This window comes from Pseudomonas sp. MF09150, assembly GCF_059862355.1.
On the sequence record NZ_JCBCUS010000001.1, the window covers coordinates 1,767,900 to 1,785,338 of the forward strand.

Genomic DNA, 17,439 nt, shown 5'->3' on the forward strand with positions numbered 1-17,439 from the left:
TTGTGAGGACGAATCTTCACCGGGCCTTTTGGGGGGCAAAACAGCTGCATTGTCAGCAGGTCACGTTAAGCCGCCGTTAATAAAAAAGCCTTGCCTGGAGTGACCCAGGCAAGGCTTTGGTTCAAGCATTGAGACTAGCTCAAGCCCGGATACTCAATAGAGGTTGGGCTCCATCTCAAGGTTCACTTTGAAACGCCGGGCAACGTCCTGCTGGATCTTTTGCGCCAACTGCAACAGTTGCAAACCGGTGGCCGCCCCGTAGTTGACCAGTACCAGCGACTGCAGGCGATGCACCCCGGCATCGGCCTCGCGAAAACCCTTCCAGCCTGCTTGCTCGATCAGCCAGCCAGCGGCCAGCTTCACCTGCCCATCGGCTTGTGGATAACCCACCAGCCCCGGGTATTCAAGCTTGATCTCGGCCGCCAGGGCCGCCGGAATCACCGGGTTTTTGAAGAAGCTGCCGGCATTGCCCAATATCGCAGGATCCGGCAGTTTTTCGCTGCGAATGCTGCAAATGGCCCTGCTGACATCGCTGGCGGTCGGCTGATCGATGCCCTGCTCGGTCAGGCGCTGGCGCACCGGGCCATATTCAAGGTGCAGATGGGCCACTCGCTGCAAGGTAAAACGCACGCGCAGAATCAGCCAGCGCCCGGCCTGGCGCTTGAACAGGCTGTCGCGGTAGGCAAACTCGCACTCGTCGATACTGAACTCGCGCAACTCGCCGGTCTGGCGATCGAGGGCGGTCAGGCCGGCGAACACATCCTTGATCTCCACACCATAGGCACCGATGTTCTGCATCGGCGCGGCGCCGACAGTGCCGGGGATCAGGCTCAGGTTTTCCAGACCGGACAGGCCCTGGCCCAAGGTCCACAACACAAACGGATGCCAGGCTTCACCGGCTTCGGCCTCGACCACGACCCGCTGGCCGTCGTCGCTCAGCAAACGCAGGCCACGGGTCGCCATGCGCAGCACCAGTGCCGGGATATCGGCGGTCAACAACAGGTTGCTGCCACCGCCGATCACCAGCAGCGGCAACTGGTGTTCGGCGCAGTAGGCCAGGGCCTCGCGCACGTCGGCATCGTTATGGGCCTCGGCGAACTGCTGCGCCTGCACATCGACGCCAAAGGTGTTGAACGGTTTGAGGGAAACCCGGGCCTGCACCTGCAAGGTCATAGGCGCCCCTTCAATTCGATCACCAGTCGGTCACAGGCCTGTTCAATCAGGTCCAGCACCTGCTCGAAACCCTGGTCGCCGTCGTAGTACGGGTCCGGCACCTCATCCACCGCGCCTTCGTAGCGGCGCAGGAACAAGTCCAGCTCAGCCTTGGCCCCCGCTGGCTGCAGGGCCTTGAGGTTGCGCACGTTGCTCTGGTCCATGGCAAGGATCAGGTCATAGCGGGCGAAGTCTTCGCGGCGGGCCTGCTGGCCACGTTGCGCCGACAAATCGTAGCCCCGCGCCAGGGCCGCTCGCTGGCTGCGAGCATCTGGAGGCTTGCCGACGTGCCAGTCGCTGGTGCCGGCCGACGCCACTTCGACCTGCTCGGCCAGGCCCGCCTGAAGCAGCTTGTGGCGCAGCACGCCCTCGGCGGTTGGCGAGCGACAGATGTTGCCCAGGCAGACAAACAGAACCCGCATCAGGCCTCCAGCAGGCGACGAACGCGCTCAAGGTCTTCGGCGGTATCCACCCCCGGCGGCGGCGCTTGCAGCGCGTCGGCCACATGGATACGCACGCCGTGCCACAGGGCACGCAATTGTTCGAGGGATTCGGTGTTTTCCAGCCAGCACGGGCCCCAGCTGACAAAGTCATGCAGGAAGCCGGCGCGGTAGGCATAGATGCCGATATGCCGCCGATACGGTACGCCTTCCGGCAACAGCCCGGGGTTCCTGGCGAAGGCATCACGGGCCCAGGGCAAGGTGGAGCGGCTGAAGGTCAGCGCCAGGCCATTGAGGTCGCTGACCACCTTGACCACGTTCGGGTTGAACAGGGTCTCGACGTCTTCGATCGGCTCGGCCAGGGTCGCCATGCGCGCCTCGGTGTGGGCGGCCAGGTTGGCGGCCACCTGATCGATCACTGCAGGCGGGATCAAGGGCTCGTCACCCTGCACGTTGACCACGATGGCATCTGCCGCCAGGCCCAGCTGGGCAGCCACTTCCGCCAGGCGGTCGGTGCCGGAGTTGTGGTCTTCACGGGTCAGCACGGCTTCGGCGCCAAAGGCCTGGCAGGCCTGGAGGATGCGCGCATCATCGGTCGCCACCACCACGCGCTCGGCGCTGCTTTTGCAGGCCTGTTCCCAGACATGCTGGATCATCGGCTTGCCGGCGATCAGGAGCAGCGGCTTGCCCGGCAAGCGGGTGGAGGCATAACGCGAGGGGATGACAACGGTAAAGGCGGTGGTCATTTATCCAGGCGCTCGTCGTTGCTGAGGGTACGGGCTTCGCTTTCCAGCATCACCGGAATGCCATCGCGGATCGGGAAGGCCAGGCCGGCGCCCTTGCTGATCAGCTCGGTCTTGTCGGCGCTGAGTTTGAGCGGCCCCTTGCAGATCGGGCAGGCGAGGATATCGAGCAATTTGGTGTCCATGAGAATTCCCTGGATAACAGCGTTAAGGCAAAAGACGAGCAGGCAACAGGCGCATCAGTTGGGTATCGAACCAGGCCACGAAGGCCGGCGACGGCACCGCATCCACCGCCAGGTACCACCAGTCGGCCGCCGCAAAAGTACGGCACTTCACCGCGTCCTTTTCGGTCATGACCACGGGCAGCGACGGCGTGAAACTCAAGGCCTGGGCACTGTATTCGGCGTGGTCGGCAAAAGCATGGGGGACGGGTCGCCAGTGTAGCGTTTCAAGGGTAGTGAAGAAACGTTGCGGGTTGCCGATACCCGCCACCGCATGCACCCCCTGGCCTGGCGCAAAATGCTCGAGCCCACGGCGCTCGCCAGTCAGCAGGTTGATCAGCGCCGTGGGCTCCAGGCGAAAGGCAAAGCCATCCTCGCGATCATCACCGGCGCCGTTATAAAGCACGGCATCGACGCTTTGCAGACGCTCCACCGGTTCACGCAGGGGGCCGGCAGGCAGGCAGCGGCGATTGCCCAGGCCCCGGGCGGCGTCGATCAGTACCAGCTCCAGGTCACGGGCCATGCGGTAATGCTGCATGCCGTCGTCGGAAAGAATCAGGTCCAGAGGTTCGGCGGCGAACAGCGCTTGCACGGCACGGCTGCGATCCGGATCGATCATCAACGGCACGCCGCTGCGCTGGACAATCAGCAACGGCTCGTCACCGGCGACCTGCGCGCTTTGCTCGGGCGTGACGCGCCAGGGCAGTTGTGGCGGCTTGGCGCCATACCCTCGGCTGACCACGCCAACCCGCAAACCGCTGCGCTGGCAGTGTTCAATCATCCACAAGATCAGCGGCGTCTTGCCGGTGCCGCCAACGGTGATATTGCCGACCACGATCAACGGCACCGGCGGCTGGTAGACAGCCCCCTCTCCCGCCAGAAAGCGCTCGCGCTTGCGCACCACCACCCGTCGATACAGCCATTCCAGGGGCTGCAGCAGCTTCAACGCGGGATGGCCGTTGTACCAGGCGGCGAGCAAGCGATCAGAAAGTGCCATCAGGGTGCCGGTGCCGCCTCGACGGTGGTCATGCGCAAATGGCTGAAACCGAGCTTGCCGGCGGCGTCCATGGCTGTAATGACCGCCTGGTGCTGGGTCTTGCCGTCCGCACTGATGGACAGCGGCATATTGGTGTCCCCCCCCGACTCCTTCTGCAAGGCATCGATCAGGCCGGCCAGGTCGTTTTTCGGCAGCAACTGGTTGTTTACCGAAAACACCCCGTCGGCACTGATGGCGATATCCAGTTGCTTGATCTGCTGGTCTTCAGCGGGCGAACCGCTGACGGCCTCGGGCAGGTCGACACGCAATTGGGTTTCGCGGGTGAACGTGGTGGTGACGACGAAAAACAGCAACAGGATAAACACCACGTCGATCAATGACGCGAGGTTGATATCGACGGTTTCCCGAGGCTTTCGGCGGAATTTCACGCTTTGCCCTCGACCATGTCGACGTCACGGTCGCCCTGTACCACTTCAACCAGCTTGATCGCTTCCTGCTCCATGCCCACGACCAGTTCATCGACCCGGCGTTGCAGGAAACGGTGGAAGAACACCGCAGGGATACCGACCATCAAACCGGCTGCAGTAGTAATCAGCGCCTTGGAGATACCACCCGCCAGCACCGCGGCATTGGTGGTCATGCCCGAGCCCATGAACGAGCTGAAGATATCGATCATGCCCAGTACCGTCCCCAGCAACCCAAGCAATGGGGCCATGGCGGCGATGGTGCCGAGGGCGTTGAGGTAGCGCTCCAGTTCATGAATGACCCGGGCCGCTGCCTCTTCGATGCATTCCTTCATGATCTCGCGACCATGCTTGGAGTTGGCCAGGCCCGCCGCGAGGATTTCCCCCAGGGGCGAATCGGCACGCAGCTCCTTGAGCTTGTCTTTATTGAGTTGCTTGTCCTTGATCCAGCGCCATACCTGGCCCAGCAAATGGGGCGGAGTGACACGGCTGGCGCGCAGGGTCCACAAACGCTCGGCAATGATGCCGACAGCGGCGATGGAACTCAGAATGATCGGCAACATCATCCAGCCGCCGGATTTGACCAATTCCCACACAGTGACAGCCCCCTCGAAAAAGTGCGCCACTCTAACATAGGGTCCGGGCGCACCGAAGACCGTGATGTCGCATCCTCCGACGCTTTAATAACTCACGGCTATTTAAGGAGATGCTGACGCCTGGCGCCAAAACCTGGGTTGCGCGCGCATCACCTGCGGCGCGCTGAAAGCGCCCAATTGCAGCCTCAGGGCGCCGTGGCGCGCGCTGTCGTACACCTCGCTTCCGAGCCGCCGATAACGCTCCAGCACCTCGGGGTGCGGGTGGCCAAAACTGTTGCCGTGGCCCCGGGAAATCAGTACCGCCTCCGGTGACAACTGCTGCAACAAGGCCATGGATGACGAACTGCGACTGCCATGGTGCGGCGCCTGCAACCAGTCGGTAGCAACTGCCAATGGCCCGGCGAGCAATCGGGCTTCGGCCCAGGTGTCGATATCTCCCGTCAGCAACAGGCGCTCGCCATTGGCCTCGACTTGCAGCACACAGGAACGCTGGTTGCCGGTCGCCCCGTCGAGTGCCTGCCAGAGCCTGAAGTTCACCCCATTCCACTGCCAACCGCGTCCGCTTTCGCAAGGACCGGCCTGCAAGCCGGCGGGCAAGGCACTCGGCTCACCACTGACGACCTCAGCCACGGGCAAGCCGCGCTGAACCGCCAAGGCTCCGCCCGCGTGGTCGGCATCGGCATGACTGAGCAACAACAGATCCAGGCGCCGGATCGCCAGTTGCCCCAGGGCCGGCAGCACCACGCGTTCGCCCAGGTCGAAGTCGCCAAAGCGCGGGCCGGCGTCGTACAACATCGCGTGATCGCGGGTGCGCAGAATAACCGCCAGGCCCTGTCCGACATCCAGTTGCCAGACTTCGACCTGTCCTTCGGGCACGCGGTTGCCCGGCGGATACACCGCCAGCAACAACATCGGCCAACCCAGCAGGCGCATCGGCAGGCCCTTGGGCAATAAAAGCAACAGTGCGCCCAAGGTGCTGATCACCCAGGCCCAGAACGGAATCAGCGGTGCGACCCAGGCCGGCCAGTAGCCGGCCACCAGTGCCAGGGCCCAGAACAAGCCGTCGAGCAATCCACCGGCCAACCACAGCAACCCTTCGCCCACAGGCGGCAGCGGCAGCAGCAAGGTCCCGAGCAGGGCCGGAGGCAACACCACCAGGCTGACCCAGGGCACCGCCAGCAAGTTGGCCAAGGGGCCGCTGAGACTGATAGGCAGCCCCAACGCCAGCAACACGGGGCACAGGCCGATTGCAATCAGCCATTGGGCACGGGTCCAGGCCTGCCACCAGCGCCACGCCCCCAATCGCCCGCCAAAGGTGAAGATCAGCACCGCCACCGCGGCAAAAGACAACCAGAATCCCGGCTGCAGGCTGGCCAGCGGCTCCCACAACAACAGCGCATTCAATGCCAGCAGCAGCGGCCACCAGGCCCCCAGATGGCGAAAGCGCAGGCGCCAGAGCAATACCAGGCCGACCATCACGCAAGCGCGCTGCACCGGCACATCGAACCCCGCCAACAGCCCGTAACCCAGCACAGCGGCAAAAGCCAGCGCACAGGCCCACGGCAGCCAGGGCACGCGTCGTGGCCACAGCCCGTAGCGTGCCAGCCCTGCAACCGCGGCGTAGATCACCCCGGCCAGGAGGCTGATGTGCTGCCCGGAAATCACCATCAAGTGCACGGTGCCGGTGTCCTGCAGCACCCGCCAGTCCTCCCTCGTCAGACCTGATCCGTCGCCCAGCACCAGGGCCACCAGGCCGCCTTCGCGGCCTTGGGCATCGACTTCCAGCAGACGCCGGCGCAGGTCATCACGCCAGGGCGTGCGGGCGGAGCGCAGTAACTGGCCGTCCTTGACCGTGCCGGTGGCACCGATGCGCTGGGCAAACAACCAGGCCTCATAGTCAAAGCCTTGCACATTGAGCAGCCCCACCGGACGCTTGAGTTTGACCGCCAGCCGCCAGCGCTGGCCGGCGTGAATCGGCGGCCCGCCATACCAGGCAAGGCGCAGACGCTGCGGCAAGCGCCCGCGCCTGGAGCGGGCCTCTTCCAACTCAAAACGCACCACGCGGTCCACCTGCTGCGGCAAGCCGCTGACCCGCCCTTCAAGCCAGCGGGTCTGGCCGTCGAGCTCAAGCGACAGACGGTCATTCAACGCCCACTGCGCGCTGATGCAGGCCCAACTGAAGCCAAGCAGCCAAAAAGCCAGCGGATAACTGCGAAACGGCAACAGCATCAATGCCAGTAACGGCATCGGCCACAACAGCCAGCCAGGCGGCAACTGCGGCAGAAAACGCAGCGTCAGCAGCCCCGTAGCCAGCGCCAACATCCCTGTGCGCATAAGCCAGTCCTTGAGAATCCCCTCTCCTGGCTTAGCTCAGCGGCGGCCGCCACCGCTATATCATTTGTCACAAAGTCTGAATGGGCGCCTCGTAGAATCCGGGCATACTTGCCCCTCGAACCGACCGAGAAGCCTTATGCCCCGGCGCTTAATCAGACGTTACATGCCCGATCCGAGCAGCATCAGGGAACACAAGTCCTTACGCTTTCTAGGCACCCTGCTGCATGACCCGAACCTCTGGCACCTGAACCGGCACTCGGTGGCCCGAGCCATGGCCGTGGGTCTGTTCGCGGCCTTTATCCCGATACCGATGCAGATGCTGCTCGCCGCCGTGCTCGCGGTGACGGTGCGCGGCAATATGCCGATTGCAGTCAGCCTGGTGTGGCTGACCAACCCCATCACCATGCCTCCCGTGTTCTTCTGCACTTACCAGCTCGGCGCCTGGCTGATGAATGTACCGCCTCGCAGCCTGCCCGATGAGCTGACCTGGGAATGGATCAGCAGCCAGCTCTCGACCCTGTGGCAACCATTCCTGCTGGGTTCGGTGGTGGCCGGCGTGGTGCTTGGCGCCCTCGCCTATTGCCTGACGATGCTCTATTGGCGCTGGTGGGTGGCTCGACAATGGAAGCGCCGCAAGCGCAGCCGCTCCTGAAATGCAAAAAGGCCTCCACATGGGAGGCCTTTTTCATGCAACGGTCGTGGCCATGACGCCTACTGGCGCATGCCGCGCCCGCTGACCAGCAACCGCGCGCACCCAATGTACAGGACCACGGTCGCCACCAGCATAAAGGTGATGGCCACGCTGATCTTGATGTCCGAAACACCCAGGATGCCGTACCGGAAGGCATTGACCATGTGCAGCACCGGGTTGGCCAGGGACACGGTCTGCCAGAACGGCGGCAGCAGGGTAATGGAGTAGAACACCCCGCCCAGGTACGTCAGTGGCGTCAGGACGAAGGTCGGGATAATCGATATATCGTCGAAGTTGCGCGCAAACACGGCGTTGATAAAGCCCAACAGGGAGAAGATCGTCGCCGTCAGCACCACCACCAGGATCGTCAGGCCCAAGTGATGCACCTGCAAATGGGTAAAGAACAGCGAGAGCAAGGTCACGATCACCCCGACCATCAACCCGCGCAGCACGCCGCCCAGGGTGTAGCCGATCAGAATGGTGTGCGGCGACACCGGCGATACCATCAGTTCCTCGATGGAGCGCTGAAACTTGCTGCCGAAGAAGCTCGACACCACGTTGCCGTAGGAGTTGGTGATCACCGACATCATGATCAGCCCCGGCACGATGTACTCCATATAGGTGAAACCACCCATATCGCCGATTTGCCGACCGATCAGATTGCCGAAGATCACGAAGTACAGAACCATGGTGATCGCCGGCGGCAGCAGGGTCTGGGGCCAGATCCGGGTAAACCGCCGCACCTCGCGGTAGACAATGGTATTGAGCGCGACAAGGTTGGGCTGCAGCTCGGAACTCATACCGCCACCTTCGACAAGTTTTTCTCCACCAGGGACACGAACAACTCCTCAAGGCGATTGGTTTTATTACGCAGGCTCAGGACTTCGATGTTCTGCAATGCCAACTGCCCGAACAACGCAGTGATGCCCACGGCTTTGTCGACCTGCACTTCGAGGGTGTGGCTGTCGACCAGACGGTTCGGGTAACCGATCAGTTGCGGCGCCACCTGCATGTCGTTTTTCAGATCGAGCAGGAAGGTTTCCACATGCAACTGACCCAGCAGGTTACGCATGCTGGTGTTCTCGACGATGGTGCCGTGGTCGATGATGCCGATGTTGCGGCACAGCTGTTCAGCCTCTTCCAGGTAATGGGTGGTGAGGATGATGGTGATGCCTTTCTGGTTCAGTTCGGTGAGGAAGGTCCACATCGAACGCCGCAGCTCGATGTCCACGCCAGCCGTCGGTTCGTCGAGAATCAACAGCCGCGGCTCGTGCACCAGGGCCCGGGCGATCATCAGACGCCGCTTCATCCCACCGGACAGCGAGCGTGAGGGCACATCGCGCTTGTCCCACAGGCCAAGCTGGGTCAGGTACTGCTCGGCGCGCTCCTTGGCGATTTTCGCCGGGATGCCGTAGTAGCCCGCCTGGGTCACGACGATGTCGAAGGTCTTTTCGAACTGGTTGAAGTTGAATTCCTGCGGCACCACGCCAATGCAGCGCTTGAGCGCGGCCGGTTGACGATCCAGGTCGTGGCCGAAGATGTTCACCGTACCGCTGGTCTTGTTCACCAGGGTCGAGAGGATGCCGATGGTGGTGGATTTACCGGCACCGTTGGGGCCGAGCAAGGCAAAAAAGTCACCTTCGGCGACGTCCAGATCGATACCACTCAGGGCCTGGAAACCGTTGCCGTAGGTTTTGGTTAACTGCCGGATGGACAGAGCGGAACTCATATCGGATTCATGCACCAAGAAGGGGGAAAGAGAATAAATAAGGGCGCACCGTTGCAATTACAACGGCGTCGAACCCGGCAATGTTGCTTGGCGACGCCGCACAAGTACAGTCACGCGTAGTGATAGTCAGTATTAAGTCAACGCGGTCATGACCGCCAGGCGATACGCCGGACGCGCCTTCAAACGTTGATACCAGGCCTCTAGATTGGGCATCTGCGGCCGCTCGACGGGCATCTCGAACCAGGCATAAATAAAGCTGCCGAGGGGAATATCGCCGACACCGATTTCCTCGCCGGAGAGGTACGGATGCTGCGCCAGTGCCTGATCGACCACCTGCAACAGATCACCGCAAGTTTTCAGCGCAGCGTTGATCTTGACCCAGTCCTGCTCCGCCGCAGGAGTGCGCAACACGCCCCAGAACAGATGCCGGAACGGTTCGGCAAAGGTCGAGGTGGTCCAGTCCATCCACTTCTCGGCGCTGGCTCGGGCCTGGGGATCAGCGGGGTACCAGGACGAATCGGCGGCGTGGCGCGCGGCCAGGTAGCGCACGATAGTGTTGGATTCCCAGAGCACGAAACCGTCGTCCTCGATCAACGGAATCCGCCCGTTGGGATTCATCGCCCGGTATTCAGGAGTGTCCACCACACCAAAGGCGCCTCCGGCATCCAAGGCCTGGTAGCTCAGCCCCAGTTCCTCGGCGCACCACAGTGCCTTCCTGACGTTCGATGAGTTTTTCCGACCCCAGATCTTCAGCATGACCGCTCCTAAATAGTGAGTGCGCAGCAGTCTACGCCGGATCAGCCGCGACTCAAATCACTCTGCATGTCCCCCAACAGCTGGGGTTGCTGCTCGCCAAACAGGTGGGGATAGCATTTTTCCAGGTGGGCAAAGAAGAAGGTCTCGGGCACATCGGGGAACTGGCCGTGGTCCACCAGATACTCCATCAGCGGCGCGCCCTGACGGTTGAACGGGTGGAACACGCTGTCGTGCACCCCGTCGAACTCCAGCGGCGCCACATCGAACAGGGTGCACAAACCTTCGTTGAAGGCAGGTGTGGCCTTGACCCAACGGCCTTCCAGGTACAGCTCGGTATAGCCGTGCATGGCAAACACATCGCTGCGCAGCAACTCCAGCAGGCGCGGAGTCGACAGATGATTGCGCACGTCGGCCAGGCCGATCCGCGCCGGTATCGCGCACTGCCGGGCACAACCGGCAAGCAGGGTGGCCTTGGGCACGCAGTAGCTTTCGCCAGCCTGCAACGCGTAGCTGCCGCACAGGGTCTGGGGATCGAGACTGAAGGTGTAGGGGTTGTAGCGCACCGCTTCGCGAACCGCGTAGTAGAGGCTTATCGCCTGCTGTCGAGGGTCACGACTGGAACCTCGATGAGTTTCGGCGAACTCCACCACCGCTGGGTGGTCACTATCGATGAAGCGGCTGGGGCTCAGGTACTGATGCATGAGGCTGGTCTCCGGCGCAAACCTGGAGTCTAACCAGGCATCCGGCCCAGAGATAACGACGTTTCGGCCAATTATCAGTGCCTGGCGCTGTGTGCTGCACCCCACTCAAGAACCCGCCTGACGTTGTCTGTCGGCTATTTCTTACCGATTCAAAGGTACCGCGCTGATCACCCGTTTTATCGGATGCCGACTAAGCTCTGAGGGTGATTTTGCCCCTGGTTTCACGGAGGATTAAATATGCTGTTGTTGTGGATACTGGTTCTGGTGGTCGGTATTGCCTATCTGGCACACCGGCGCATCGCCCCCCTGCCCGCCCTGGGTGTGGTCGCCGTTTACCTGTTGGCCATGGGCGCATTCAGCCACGCGCCAGGCTGGCTGCTGCTGATTTTCTGGGTGCTGCTGGCGGCCGTTGCCGCGCCGTTGCTGCTGCCTGACCTGCGGCGCAAGCATTTCAGCGCGCCGCTGTTCAATTGGTTTCAAAAAGTATTGCCACCGATGTCGCAGACCGAACGCGACGCCATCGATGCCGGCACCGTCTGGTGGGACGGCGAATTGTTCAGCGGGCGGCCGAATTGGGACACCCTGCTGGCCTACCCCAAAGCCCAGCTGAGCGAAGAGGAACAGGCCTTTATCGATGGCCCGACCGAAGAGCTCTGCGCCATGGTCAGCGATTGGCAGATCGGCCAATCCATGGATCTGCCGCCTGAAGCCTGGGACCACATCAAGCAACATGGCTTCTTTGCCCTGATCATTCCCAAGGAGTTCGGCGGCAAGGGCTTTTCCGCCTACGCCCACTCGCAAGTGGCGATGAAGCTGGCGACCCGCAGTGGCGACCTCGCCTCCACCGTGATGGTTCCCAACTCCCTCGGCCCGGCCGAATTGCTGCTGCACTACGGCACTGACGAGCAACGCAACCACTACCTGCCGCGGCTGGCCCGTGGCGACGATATTCCCTGCTTCGCCCTGACCGGCCCGTTGGCCGGCTCCGACGCCGGTGCGATGCCCGATACCGGGGTGATCTGCAAAGGACAATGGCAAGGCGAGGAAACCCTCGGCCTGCGCCTGAACTGGGAAAAGCGCTACATCACCCTCGGCCCGGTTGCCACGTTGCTTGGCCTGGCCTTCAAGGCCTATGACCCGGACCACCTGCTGGGCGACAAGGAAGACCTGGGCATCAGCCTGGCATTGATCCCGACCGAAACCCCGGGTGTCGACATCGGCCGGCGCCACCTGCCCCTGGGCGCGGCGTTCATGAATGGCCCGAACTCGGGCAAGGATGTGTTCATCCCCCTCGAATTCCTGATCGGCGGCCAGGAAATGCTCGGCAAGGGCTGGATGATGCTGATGAACTGCCTGTCGGTCGGGCGCTCCATCTCCCTGCCGGCGGTGGGCACCGGCGCGGCCAAGTTCACCAGCCTGGTGACCGGCCAGTACGCCCAGGTGCGTGAGCAGTTCAATGTGCCCCTGGCCGCCTTCGAAGGTATCCAGGAAGCCCTGGCGCGCATCGGCGGCAACGCCTGGCTGATGGACAGCGCGCGCATGCTGACCGCCAATGCCGTCGACCTCGGGGAAAAACCCTCGGTGCTCTCGGCCATCCTCAAGTACCACCTGACCGAACGCGGCCGCGAATGCATCAGCCACGCCATGGATGTGCACGGCGGCAAGGGCATCATCATGGGCCCGAACAACTATCTGGGCCGCAGCTGGCAGGGCGCACCGATCTTCATCACCGTGGAAGGCGCGAATATCCTGTCGCGCAACCTGATGATCTTTGGCCAGGGAGCGATTCGCTGCCATCCGTTCGTGCTCAAGGAAATGGCCCTGGCCGGGCGTGAAGACAAGGATCAGGCCCTGCGCGAATTCGACGGCCTGCTGCTCGACCACATTGGGTTTGCGGTGAGCAACGCCGCCAGCACCCTGGTGCTGAACCTCGGCTTCGGGCACCTCGAACAGGCCCCCGGCGACAAGCTCAGCCAGGGCTATTTCCGCGCCCTCAACCGGCAGGCAGCGGCGTTTGCCATGCTGGCCGACCTGAGCATGATGCTGCTGGGTGGCGAATTGAAGCGTCGTGAACGCCTCTCGGCGCGCCTGGGCGACGTGCTCAGCCATATGTACCTGGCCTCGGCGGCGCTCAAGCGATATCACGATCTCGACTCGCCGGAATACCTGCAGCCGCTGTTCGCCTGGGCCATGGAGGAAAGCCTGGGGCATTCCGAACGCGCACTGGATGAACTGCTGAGCAACTTCCCGAGCCGGATTCTCGGCTGCCTGTTGCGAGTGGTGGTATTTCCCTTTGGCCGTCGTCACACCGGGCCTTCGGACACGCTGGACGCTGAAGTCGCGGCCATCCTGGGCCGGGCCAAAGGTGACCCGGCGCTGGAAGCGGTGCTCGCCGGCTGTTATCGCCCGCAATCGAGCGACGACCCGGTGGGTGCCCTGCAACACGCCTATGACTTGCTGGGCGCCAGCCATCCGCTGCAGAAAAAACTCCACGAGGCGCTCAAAAGCGGCCAGGTCAAACCTGCCGCGGGTGAACATGCCATCGACGCCGCGCTGCAAGCCGGCGTCCTGCAGCCTGGGGAAGCCCAGACCCTGCGTGACGCAGAAGCTGCGCGCCGCCGCGTGATTGATGTGGATGATTTCGCCAAGGAAGAGTTGACCTTGAGCGAGGGGAAAATCCGCTAAGCCAGATCGCCTCGCAGCGGGGCGATTATGAAACCGGGCGCCGGAGCTATATACTCCCGCGCCCGTTTTGCTCTTGAGGACTTATGTCATGTCCAACGTCGTCGCCGATCATCTTGTCCTGCTTGACCACCTGCGCAGCATTCTGGTCGCGGTAGGTGAAGCCGAGCAGGTTCCCGAAGAAAGCCACGCCCTGTTTCTGGAACGTTTCGACGAACTGCGTGCCCTGCTGCCGGTCGACCCGATCGAAAGCCAGTACCTGGGCCAGGACCTGATGTGCCAGGTCATCCAGCGTTATCCACAAGTGGCACACCTGGTGCCGCGGGATTTGCTGTGGTTCTTCGCCGGTGACTGCCTGCACTACATGCCCGATGAAGAAATCGACCTGTACCAGGCCCTCGAAGAGCGTCGCTTCGAAGCGGAGCAGAATGACGAGCCGTTCGATTGGAACCAGGAAAAACAGCTGCTGGCGCTCTCCGCCCAGGACAGCAAGCACTGAGCCCGAATCGCTTGCTAAAAAGGCCCGCACGGTAACCCCGGCGGGCCTTTTTTTATGCTGGAACCGGCGCCCTAGAGCAGGCCGTCGCACTCGGGCAATTCGTATTTACCCGCAACCCGCATCGCGTCGCCCTGCTTGCCCGGCTTGCTCAAGGTCGGCTCCTTGGCCAGGCACTCCACCAGGTAGTCGATAAACACCCGCAACTTGGGGGGCAGATAACGGGTCGGTGAATGCAGCAGCCAGGCGCCGCCGTGGTAGGAGGCGTGGAAGGTCCAGTCCGGCAGTACCTGCACGATCAGCCCCTGGGCCAGGGCATGGCGCGCGGTGAAATAAGGCAGGCTGCCGATGCCGATATGCTCCAGCACCGCGCCCAGGCGCACGCCGGTATGATTGGCTGCGTAGCGCCCGCGGACGCCCACGGTCACCGCTTTCGAGCCTTTCTTGAATTTCCAGCGGGCGTCGCTCGGGGTTTCTCCCAGGTAGATGCAACTGTGATCGAGCAGGTCATGGGGGTGGCTGGGGGTGCCATGCTGCGCCAGGTAATGGGGTGTCGCGCAGAGGATGTGATCGATGGTCAACAACTGGCGCCCCACCAGCCCCGCCGGCGGCCGATCGGTGATGCGGATCGCCAGGTCGACGTTATCGTCGATCAGATCGACGCTGCGATCCTCCAGCAGCAACTCCACATCCACTTTGGGATAACGGCGCAGAAATTCCGGCATATAGGGGTGCACGACAAACCGCCCCACGGCCTTGGGCACGCTGATACGCACCAATCCTTCGGCCTCGTGGGTGAACTGGCCGCTGATCTCCATCACTGACTTGGCGGCGCTGACCATCTCGCTACAACGCTTGAACACCTCCTCTCCGCCTTCGCTCAACCGCAGCTTGCGCGTGGTGCGTTGCAGCAAACGCGTGGCCAGGGCCTTTTCCAGACGGGAGATGCTGCGGCTCACCGCCGAGGGCGACGAGCCCAGTTGCCGAGAGGCCTCCGAGAAGCTTCCGGTCTCCACGACTTTGACGAAAATCGCCATTTCACCCAGCAGCGGCAGCGGGAGATTTATGCTCACAACGCAACAGTCCTTTGATGTTTGAATGGATTATCACGCAATCAGCCCCTTCATATAATTAAAAATTCAATTTTAATAAGAGCCGGGAATATGACGCTTCGCCTCTTCTTCCACAGCGATGAACTCAAGGCCAACGTGGAAGTTCTCGAGTGCAGCGCTCACGAGGACCACTTTGCGGTCGTGCTGCGCGCCACCCTTTTCCATCCTCAAGGCGGCGGACAACCCTGCGACACCGGCTGGATCGGCGAAAGCCAGGTACTGAAAGTAGTCCAGGAACCGGAGCGCATCGTGCATTACGTCGACCAGCCGGTGAAACCGGGGATGATTCAGATCCAGGTCGACCCCCAGCGACGCCAATTCAATACCCGGATGCACTCGGCCGGCCACCTGATCGGCCACTTCGCCGAAACCCTGGGCTGGATACCGACCAAGGCCCACCACTGGCCGGGCGAAGGTCGGGTGTCATTCAAACCCGGGGAAAACCCTCAGGATTTCGACACCGCGACCATTCAGCACGCCCTCGAACAATGGATCGACAATGACCTGCCACGCCTGATTTCCCTACGCGAAGGCTCGCGGGAAATCGGCTTCGGCGAGTTGCCTGCCTACGGATGCGGCGGCACTCATGTCAAGCGCCTACAGGAGTTGGGCACAGTCAATATCGCTTCCCTTTCCAACAAGAAGGGCACGCTCTCGGTTCACTACAGCGTGGACTGACTCATTCAGCGATGTCGCTGCAGACATCACGCGCGACTCATCGCCTGAAGCAAGGGGGGATTGCGCGTGCGCGGTCCCCAGGACTATCTAATAGAGGGATCTAGGACATGATGCTTGACGTCGAGCGGCTCGATGAAACGTGCATAAAAAAACTGGCCAACGAGGAAGTGCTCGCCCTGAGGCTGAAAAACTTCCTGGGCCAGCCCCAGGCGATCGAACTGGGCGACAAGATTCTCGCCCCCGGCTTTGAAGGCTATATCAATGCCCCCAGCATCGGGCGCATCGGCATGGCGTTCTACGAAGCGGAAAACCAGCCGCTGCTGATCGAGGACTACTTCGAGCGCGCCACCTCCAACATCACCGAACTGCGCAATCGCTGCGCGCCCTTCGCCTCCCCCGTCGACACCCTGCGCTGCATGCTCGACGAATCCTGGCCCGCCGGCGCCCACCTGGAGAACCTCTACGGACGCAAGATGTACGTCGGCCTGTCGCGCGTGGTCAAACCCGGCGTGTGCTTTCTGGCTCACCACGACATCTTCGCCAAGGACGCGCCGGAGAGCTTTCAGGCCCGCAGCCTGGAAGCGCAGTTTGCCTGCAACGTCTACCTGAACATGCCCGACGCCGGGGGCGCCTTGCAGATGTGGGACCACGATATTTCCCCCGACCAGTTCGACGAAATGCGCGGCGACAGCTACGGCATCGACCCTGCCCTGCTCGGCCCGCCGACCCTGGAAATCCTGCCCGAGCCCGGGGATTTCATCATGTTCAATTCACGACGCATGCACTCGGTCACGCCCGGCATCGCTGCGCCGCGCCTGAGCCTGTCGTTCTTTGTCGGCTACCGCGGCAACTCGTCGCCCCTGACTTTCTGGAGTTGAAATGCTTTCCAACTATCTTGGCGAATTCCTCGCCCTGGCGACCATCCACTTCCTGGCCGTGGTCGCCCCCGGCCCGGACTTTGCGGTGACCATCCGCCAGAGCGTGCGTTTCGGGCGAATGGTCGGGCTGTGCACCGCCATTGGCATTGGCGCCGGTATTTCCGTACACGTGCTGTACACCCTGCTGGGGGTCGGCGCGCTGATGCACACCACGCCCTGGCTGCTGACGGTGGCCAAGGTGATCGGCGGGGCCTACATCCTGTACCTGGGGATCAGCCTGTTGCGCAGCAAACCCAAGACCGCCGTAGAAGGCAGCAACGATAGTGTCGAACCGGCGCAACAGCAGACGCTGGGCAAAGCCTTTATGACCGGCTTTCTGACCAACGCCACCAACCCCAAGGCCACGCTGTTTTTCCTGGCGATTTTCACCACGGTCATCAGCGCCAGCACGCCCCTGAAGATTCAGGCGCTGTACGGGATGTGGATGTGCATGGTCAACGCGCTGTGGTTCATCATCGTCGCACTGTTCTTTTCCAGCGCCCGCGTGCGCCAGTTGTTCATGCGCCTGGGGCATTGGTTCGAACGCTGCATGGGGGTGATCTTGATTCTTTTCGCCGGGCGCCTGATCCTGTCGATGTAGCCTCACGCATACCAAAAAGGCCCGCCGGCAATGTTTGCCGACGGGCCTTTTTGGTTTCCGCGTGTGCTG

19 protein-coding genes are annotated in these 17,439 nt (G+C 62.3%); 6 read left to right on the plus strand and 13 right to left on the minus strand.

What is annotated here, in order from left to right:
- Window positions 1–153: 153 nt before the first annotated feature.
- From murB to AC19YX_RS07970, 8 genes are all read right to left on the minus strand, one after another.
- The gene (gene murB / locus AC19YX_RS07935) at window positions 154–1,173 is read right to left on the minus strand and encodes a UDP-N-acetylmuramate dehydrogenase (RefSeq protein ID WP_500606027.1); all 1,020 of its coding nucleotides are present in this window, start codon (window positions 1,171–1,173) and stop codon (window positions 154–156) included.
- Window positions 1,170–1,634 carry a low molecular weight protein-tyrosine-phosphatase gene (locus AC19YX_RS07940; RefSeq protein ID WP_500606028.1) on the minus strand — a complete coding sequence of 155 codons (465 nt, stop codon included), beginning with the start codon at window positions 1,632–1,634 and terminating at the stop codon, window positions 1,170–1,172. The genes murB and AC19YX_RS07940 overlap by 4 nt, the downstream gene beginning before the upstream one ends.
- Entirely contained in the window at window positions 1,634–2,398 is a 765-nt protein-coding gene (gene kdsB, locus AC19YX_RS07945) for a 3-deoxy-manno-octulosonate cytidylyltransferase (RefSeq protein WP_078471076.1), read from the minus strand. The genes AC19YX_RS07940 and kdsB overlap by 1 nt, the downstream gene beginning before the upstream one ends.
- Complete coding sequence (locus AC19YX_RS07950) at window positions 2,395–2,580, minus strand: Trm112 family protein (protein ID WP_020300256.1); 186 nt, start codon at window positions 2,578–2,580, stop codon at window positions 2,395–2,397. The genes kdsB and AC19YX_RS07950 overlap by 4 nt, the downstream gene beginning before the upstream one ends.
- Before the next feature lie 22 nt (window positions 2,581–2,602).
- A complete protein-coding gene (gene lpxK, locus AC19YX_RS07955) occupies window positions 2,603–3,613 on the minus strand; it encodes a tetraacyldisaccharide 4'-kinase (RefSeq protein ID WP_500606029.1) in 1,011 nt (336 codons plus the stop codon).
- The gene (pocB, locus tag AC19YX_RS07960; protein WP_078471074.1) at window positions 3,613–4,041 is read right to left on the minus strand and encodes a flagellar polar localization protein PocB; all 429 of its coding nucleotides are present in this window, start codon (window positions 4,039–4,041) and stop codon (window positions 3,613–3,615) included. The genes lpxK and pocB overlap by 1 nt, the downstream gene beginning before the upstream one ends.
- Window positions 4,038–4,673, minus strand: coding sequence for a flagellar polar localization protein PocA (pocA, locus tag AC19YX_RS07965; RefSeq protein ID WP_020300253.1), 636 nt, complete (start codon window positions 4,671–4,673; stop codon window positions 4,038–4,040). Before pocA ends, pocB begins: the two co-directional genes overlap by 4 nt.
- Window positions 4,674–4,775: 102 nt before the next feature.
- Window positions 4,776–7,007, minus strand: a complete 2,232-nt coding sequence (locus AC19YX_RS07970) for a DNA internalization-related competence protein ComEC/Rec2 (RefSeq protein ID WP_500606030.1) — start codon at window positions 7,005–7,007, stop codon at window positions 4,776–4,778.
- A gap of 136 nt (window positions 7,008–7,143) precedes the next feature.
- On the opposite strand from AC19YX_RS07970, the gene AC19YX_RS07975 reads away from it, so the two are divergent.
- Complete coding sequence (locus tag AC19YX_RS07975; protein WP_078471071.1) at window positions 7,144–7,659, plus strand: DUF2062 domain-containing protein; 516 nt, start codon at window positions 7,144–7,146, stop codon at window positions 7,657–7,659.
- Window positions 7,660–7,718: 59 nt separating this feature from the next.
- Here AC19YX_RS07975 and AC19YX_RS07980 read toward each other — a convergent pair whose 3' ends face one another.
- From AC19YX_RS07980 to AC19YX_RS07995, 4 genes are all read right to left on the minus strand, one after another.
- Window positions 7,719–8,498 carry an ABC transporter permease gene (locus tag AC19YX_RS07980; RefSeq protein ID WP_020300250.1) on the minus strand — a complete coding sequence of 260 codons (780 nt, stop codon included), beginning with the start codon at window positions 8,496–8,498 and terminating at the stop codon, window positions 7,719–7,721.
- Window positions 8,495–9,427 carry an ABC transporter ATP-binding protein gene (locus tag AC19YX_RS07985; protein ID WP_020300249.1) on the minus strand — a complete coding sequence of 311 codons (933 nt, stop codon included), beginning with the start codon at window positions 9,425–9,427 and terminating at the stop codon, window positions 8,495–8,497. The genes AC19YX_RS07980 and AC19YX_RS07985 overlap by 4 nt, the downstream gene beginning before the upstream one ends.
- A 132-nt stretch (window positions 9,428–9,559) precedes the next feature.
- On the minus strand, window positions 9,560–10,183 hold the full coding sequence (locus AC19YX_RS07990; RefSeq protein WP_078471070.1) for a glutathione S-transferase family protein: 624 nt from the start codon (window positions 10,181–10,183) through the stop codon (window positions 9,560–9,562).
- Window positions 10,184–10,224: 41 nt separating this feature from the next.
- On the minus strand, window positions 10,225–10,884 hold the full coding sequence (locus tag AC19YX_RS07995; RefSeq protein WP_078471069.1) for a transglutaminase-like domain-containing protein: 660 nt from the start codon (window positions 10,882–10,884) through the stop codon (window positions 10,225–10,227).
- Window positions 10,885–11,121: 237 nt separating this feature from the next.
- Here AC19YX_RS07995 and AC19YX_RS08000 point away from each other — a divergent pair, with 237 nt between their 5' ends.
- Window positions 11,122–13,569 (plus strand): acyl-CoA dehydrogenase, encoded by a 2,448-nt coding sequence (locus tag AC19YX_RS08000; RefSeq protein ID WP_201130098.1) that lies wholly within the window; start codon window positions 11,122–11,124, stop codon window positions 13,567–13,569.
- A gap of 88 nt (window positions 13,570–13,657) precedes the next feature.
- Window positions 13,658–14,065, plus strand: a complete 408-nt coding sequence (locus AC19YX_RS08005; RefSeq protein ID WP_020300245.1) for a PA2817 family protein — start codon at window positions 13,658–13,660, stop codon at window positions 14,063–14,065.
- Between the two features lie 71 nt (window positions 14,066–14,136).
- On the opposite strand, the gene AC19YX_RS08010 is transcribed toward AC19YX_RS08005, so the two are convergent.
- Window positions 14,137–15,135: a LysR family transcriptional regulator gene (locus tag AC19YX_RS08010; RefSeq protein WP_500606031.1), complete on the minus strand. Its 999-nt coding sequence runs from the start codon at window positions 15,133–15,135 to the stop codon at window positions 14,137–14,139.
- A gap of 90 nt (window positions 15,136–15,225) precedes the next feature.
- On the opposite strand from AC19YX_RS08010, the gene AC19YX_RS08015 reads away from it, so the two are divergent.
- The 3 genes from AC19YX_RS08015 to AC19YX_RS08025 all read left to right on the plus strand — a co-directional run bounded on the left by AC19YX_RS08015 (window position 15,226) and on the right by AC19YX_RS08025 (window position 17,370).
- Window positions 15,226–15,852 (plus strand): alanyl-tRNA editing protein, encoded by a 627-nt coding sequence (locus AC19YX_RS08015; RefSeq protein WP_078471066.1) that lies wholly within the window; start codon window positions 15,226–15,228, stop codon window positions 15,850–15,852.
- 107 nt (window positions 15,853–15,959) lie between these two features.
- The gene (locus AC19YX_RS08020; RefSeq protein WP_078471065.1) at window positions 15,960–16,730 is read left to right on the plus strand and encodes a 2OG-Fe(II) oxygenase; all 771 of its coding nucleotides are present in this window, start codon (window positions 15,960–15,962) and stop codon (window positions 16,728–16,730) included.
- A gap of 1 nt (window position 16,731) precedes the next feature.
- Window positions 16,732–17,370, plus strand: coding sequence for a LysE family translocator (locus tag AC19YX_RS08025; RefSeq protein ID WP_078471064.1), 639 nt, complete (start codon window positions 16,732–16,734; stop codon window positions 17,368–17,370).
- The last annotated feature ends 69 nt before the right edge of the window (window positions 17,371–17,439 follow it).